Genomic DNA, 5,509 nt, shown 5'->3' with positions numbered 1-5,509 from the left:
GCAACTGTCAGTATTTTGAGTGAGCGACTCGTTCGAAAGAACGAATTCCAGAAATGGAAACAAGTAACAGAGATTAAACTGAAGAGTTTGATCCTGGCTCAGATTGAACGCTGGCGGCATGCCTTACACATGCAAGTCGAACGGCAGCACGGACTTCGGTCTGGTGGCGAGTGGCGAACGGGTGAGTAATATATCGGAACATACCCTAGAGTGGGGGATAACGTAGCGAAAGTTACGCTAATACCGCATACGCACTAAGGTGGAAAGTGGGGGATCGCAAGACCTCATGCTCATGGAGTGGCCGATATCTGATTAGCTAGTTGGTGAGGTAAAGGCTCACCAAGGCGACGATCAGTAGCTGGTTTGAGAGAACGACCAGCCACACTGGAACTGAGACACGGTCCAGACTCCTACGGGAGGCAGCAGTGGGGAATTTTGGACAATGGGCGCAAGCCTGATCCAGCAATGCCGCGTGAGTGAAGAAGGCCTTCGGGTTGTAAAGCTCTTTTGTCAGGGAAGAAACGGTAGTCTCTAATACAGATTGCTAATGACGGTACCTGAAGAATAAGCACCGGCTAACTACGTGCCAGCAGCCGCGGTAATACGTAGGGTGCAAGCGTTAATCGGAATTACTGGGCGTAAAGCGTGCGCAGGCGGTTATATAAGTCAGATGTGAAATCCCCGGGCTCAACCTGGGAACTGCATTTGAGACTGTATGGCTAGAGTGTGTCAGAGGGGGGTAGAATTCCACGTGTAGCAGTGAAATGCGTAGATATGTGGAGGAATACCGATGGCGAAGGCAGCCCCCTGGGATAACACTGACGCTCATGCACGAAAGCGTGGGGAGCAAACAGGATTAGATACCCTGGTAGTCCACGCCCTAAACGATGTCTACTAGTTGTCGGGACTTAATTGTCTTGGTAACGCAGCTAACGCGTGAAGTAGACCGCCTGGGGAGTACGGTCGCAAGATTAAAACTCAAAGGAATTGACGGGGACCCGCACAAGCGGTGGATGATGTGGATTAATTCGATGCAACGCGAAAAACCTTACCTACCCTTGACATGGTTGGAATCCCGAAGAGATTTGGGAGTGCTCGCAAGAGAACCAATACACAGGTGCTGCATGGCTGTCGTCAGCTCGTGTCGTGAGATGTTGGGTTAAGTCCCGCAACGAGCGCAACCCTTGTCATTAGTTGCTACATTAAGTTGAGCACTCTAATGAGACTGCCGGTGACAAACCGGAGGAAGGTGGGGATGACGTCAAGTCCTCATGGCCCTTATGGGTAGGGCTTCACACGTCATACAATGGTACATACAGAGGGCTGCCAAACCGCGAGGTGGAGCTAATCCCAGAAAGTGTATCGTAGTCCGGATTGTAGTCTGCAACTCGACTACATGAAGTTGGAATCGCTAGTAATCGCGGATCAGCATGTCGCGGTGAATACGTTCCCGGGTCTTGTACACACCGCCCGTCACACCATGGGAGCGGGTTTCGCCAGAAGTAGGTAGCTTAACCGTAAGGAGGGCGCTTACCACGGCGGGGTTCGTGACTGGGGTGAAGTCGTAACAAGGTAGCCGTATCGGAAGGTGCGGCTGGATCACCTCCTTTCTAGAGTGCGCTAAATGTTGAGTGTCCACACTTATTGACTGTTAATGATAAAGAACGCAGAAGAAGCGCTAGTGATAGTGGCTTGTTCGAGATTTGCCCGGTTAAGTTGTAAAACGAATGGGGGTTTAGCTCATCTGGTAGAGCACCTGCTTTGCAAGCAGGGGGTGATCGGTTCGAGCCCGGTAACCTCCACCAAGTTAAGTAAGACTAGTGGTAATTGACTGGGGCTGTAGCTCAGCTGGTTAGAGCACCGTGTTGATAACGCGGGGGTCGTTGGTTCGAGCCCAACCAGCCCTACCAAATCGATCGAGAGATCAAGAAATAACAAATGTGAGTAGCGCGAGCGCTATTGAGATTTGTTCTTTCAAATCGAAAGCAAAGTAATTGAGAAGTATCGTTCTTTAACAATTGAGAAGAAGTAAAGTAGAAATAATCAAAATTTATTTCGTAAAGGAGTTTATCACGGAAGTGATGAATGAAATTTATGGAAGGGTTGTGATTGTATCAAACAAACAAAGTAGTAAAAGTAATCCAAGTAGCGATGATTTAGCAATAGAGAGTCGCAATTAAAATACAAAGATACTTGAGCTACGGCAAACGCTAAAGTAATACTCATATAGTAGTAAAGAACTATAACTACTTTTTAGTGATGAACCTGAAATGAGCAATCAAATCAGACACTAGAAATCAAAGTTATAGGGACAAGTGACTAAGTGCACATGGTGGATGCCTTGGCGATATCAGGCGATGAAGGACGTAGTAGCTTGCGATAAGCTGCGGGGAGTGAGCAAACACACTTTGATCCGCAGATTTCCGAATGGGGAAACCCGGCCGTAAGGTCATTGCAACCTGAATACATAGGGTTGCAAAGCGAACGTGGCGAACTGAAACATCTAAGTAGCTACAGGAAAAGAAATCAACCGAGATTCCCAAAGTAGTGGCGAGCGAAATGGGAAGAGCCTGCATGATTTAGCAGATTTCATAGTGGAACGGATTGGAAACTCCGGCCATAGAGGGTGATAGCCCCTTACACGAAATGATCTTTGTGGAACTAAGTATGCGACAAGTAGGGCGGGACACGTGAAATCCTGTCTGAACATGGGGGGACCATCCTCCAAGGCTAAATACTCGATATCGACCGATAGTGAACCAGTACCGTGAGGGAAAGGCGAAAAGAACCCCGGAAGGGGAGTGAAATAGAACCTGAAACCGTGTGCATACAAACAGTAGGAGCGGACTTGTTCCGTGACTGCGTACCTTTTGTATAATGGGTCAGCGACTTACATTCAGTGGCAAGGTTAACCGTATAGGGAAGCCGTAGAGAAATCGAGTCCGAATAGGGCGACAGTCGCTGGGTGTAGACCCGAAACCAAGTGATCTACTCATGGCCAGGATGAAGGTGCCGTAACAGGTACTGGAGGTCCGAACCCACTAATGTTGAAAAATTAGGGGATGAGCTGTGGGTAGGGGTGAAAGGCTAAACAAACTTGGAAATAGCTGGTTCTCTCCGAAAACTATTTAGGTAGTGCCTCAAGTATCACCAACGGGGGTAGAGCACTGTTATGGCTAGGGGGTCATCGCGACTTACCAAACCATTGCAAACTCCGAATACCGTTGAGTGCGAGCTTGGGAGACAGACATCGGGTGCTAACGTCCGGTGTCAAGAGGGAAACAACCCAGACCGCCAGCTAAGGTCCCAAAGTATAGCTAAGTGGAAAACGAAGTGGGAAGGCTAAAACAGTCAGGAGGTTGGCTTAGAAGCAGCCACCCTTTAAAGAAAGCGTAATAGCTCACTGATCGAGTCGTCCTGCGCGGAAGATGTAACGGGGCTAAGCTATACACCGAAGCTGCGGATATCCGTAAGGATATGGTAGGAGAGCGTTCTGTAAGCCTGCGAAGGTGTCTGGTAACGGATGCTGGAGGTATCAGAAGTGCGAATGCTGACATGAGTAGCGATAATGGGAGTGAAAAGCTCCCACGCCGTAAGCCCAAGGTTTCCTGTTCAACGTTCATCGGAGCAGGGTGAGTCGGCCCCTAAGGCGAGGCAGAGATGCGTAGCTGATGGGAAGCAGGTTAATATTCCTGCACCGTCGTATGATGCGATGGGGGGACGGATCGCGGAAGGTTGTCAGGCGGTTGGAAGAGCCTGTTCTTGACTTGTAGAAGGTACTTAGGCAAATCCGGGTACATAATTCAAGGGGTTGAGACGAGTGAACTTGTTCACGAAGCAATCGGAAGTGGTTCCAAGAAAAGCCTCTAAGCTTCAGTCATACGAGACCGTACCGCAAACCGACACAGGTGGGCGAGATGAGTATTCTAAGGCGCTTGAGAGAACTCGGGAGAAGGAACTCGGCAAATTGGTACCGTAACTTCGGGATAAGGTACGCCCTGGTAGTTTGACCCCCCTGCGGGGGAAGGATGAAAGGGTTGCAATAAACTGGTGGCTGCAACTGTTTAATAAAAACACAGCACTCTGCAAACACGAAAGTGGACGTATAGGGTGTGACTCCTGCCCGGTGCTGGAAGATTAAATGATGGGGTGCAAGCTCTTGATTGAAGTCCCAGTAAACGGCGGCCGTAACTATAACGGTCCTAAGGTAGCGAAATTCCTTGTCGGGTAAGTTCCGACCTGCACGAATGGAGTAATGATGGCCACACTGTCTCCTCCCGAGACTCAGCGAAGTTGAAATGTTTGTGATGATGCAATCTACCCGCGGCTAGACGGAAAGACCCCATGAACCTTTACTGTAGCTTTGCATTGGACTTTGAACCAATCTGTGTAGGATAGGTGGGAGGCTTTGAAGCGGGGACGCCAGTTCTCGTGGAGCCATCCTTGAAATACCACCCTGGTTTGTTTGAGGTTCTAACCTTGGCCCATTATCTGGGTCGGGGACAGTGCATGGTAGGCAGTTTGACTGGGGCGGTCTCCTCCCAAAGTGTAACGGAGGAGTTCGAAGGTACGCTAGTTACGGTCGGACATCGTGACGATAGTGCAATGGCATAAGCGTGCTTAACTGCGAGACTGACAAGTCGAGCAGGTACGAAAGTAGGACATAGTGATCCGGTGGTTCTGTATGGAAGGGCCATCGCTCAACGGATAAAAGGTACTCTGGGGATAACAGGCTGATTCCTCCCAAGAGTTCATATCGACGGGGGAGTTTGGCACCTCGATGTCGGCTCATCACATCCTGGGGCTGTAGCCGGTCCCAAGGGTATGGCTGTTCGCCATTTAAAGTGGTACGTGAGCTGGGTTTAAAACGTCGTGAGACAGTTTGGTCCCTATCTGCCGTGGGCGTTGGAAGTTTGAAGGGGGCTGCTCCTAGTACGAGAGGACCGGAGTGGACGAACCTCTGGTGTATCGGTTGTCACGCCAGTGGCATTGCCGAGTAGCTATGTTCGGAAGAGATAACCGCTGAAAGCATCTAAGCGGGAAACTCGCCTTAAGATGAGACTTCCCAGAGACTTGATCTCTTTAAAGGGTCGTTCGAGACCAGGACGTTGATAGGCTGGGTGTGGAAGTGCAGTAATGCATTAAGCTAACCAGTACTAATTGCCCGTAAGGCTTGTCCCTATAACTTTGGTCAGTTATAGATCTGATGAAAATCAGTAACTACGACAAGTATTACAATAGTGTGTGCTAAACGTAAGTTTGAGCGATCACAACCGATTATTTCTGACGGTAACACCGTCATACTTCTTCCCAATTGGATTTGTTGCGATTCACAAAACAACGTGAGCCACAACAAATCAACAAGTTATGCCTGATGACTATAGCAAGTTGGTACCACACCTTCCCATCCCGAACAGGACCGTGAAACGACTTTGCGCCGATGATAGTGCTGCAACCAGTGTGAAAGTAGGTCATCGTCAGGCTCTTATTCCGCATCGCCCCTGATTCA

2 tRNA genes and 3 rRNA genes are annotated in these 5,509 nt (G+C 49.3%); all 5 read left to right on the top strand.

The window, feature by feature from the left end:
* The first annotated feature begins 75 nt into the window (after positions 1–75).
* The 5 genes from H8K33_RS19615 to rrf all read left to right on the top strand — a co-directional run bounded on the left by H8K33_RS19615 (position 76) and on the right by rrf (position 5,483).
* Positions 76–1,610: ribosomal RNA gene (locus H8K33_RS19615) — 16S ribosomal RNA — on the top strand.
* Positions 1,611–1,729: 119 nt separating this feature from the next.
* A tRNA-Ala gene (locus H8K33_RS19610) sits at positions 1,730–1,805 on the top strand.
* Positions 1,806–1,833: 28 nt separating this feature from the next.
* Positions 1,834–1,910: transfer RNA gene (locus H8K33_RS19605), tRNA-Ile, on the top strand.
* A 399-nt stretch (positions 1,911–2,309) separates the two neighbouring features.
* Positions 2,310–5,181 (top strand): 23S ribosomal RNA (locus H8K33_RS19600).
* 189 nt (positions 5,182–5,370) lie between these two features.
* Positions 5,371–5,483 (top strand): 5S ribosomal RNA (gene rrf / locus H8K33_RS19595).
* Together the 16S, 23S and 5S rRNA genes with 2 tRNA genes alongside form the textbook arrangement of a ribosomal RNA operon.
* The last annotated feature ends 26 nt before the right edge of the window (positions 5,484–5,509 follow it).

This window comes from Affinundibacterium amnicola (assembly GCF_014284275.1).
GTDB classification, from domain to species: domain Bacteria; phylum Pseudomonadota; class Gammaproteobacteria; order Burkholderiales; family Burkholderiaceae_D; genus Undibacterium; species Undibacterium amnicola.
Note: the sequence above shows the minus strand (reverse complement) of the source record. Positions and strands in the feature narration are given on the sequence as shown.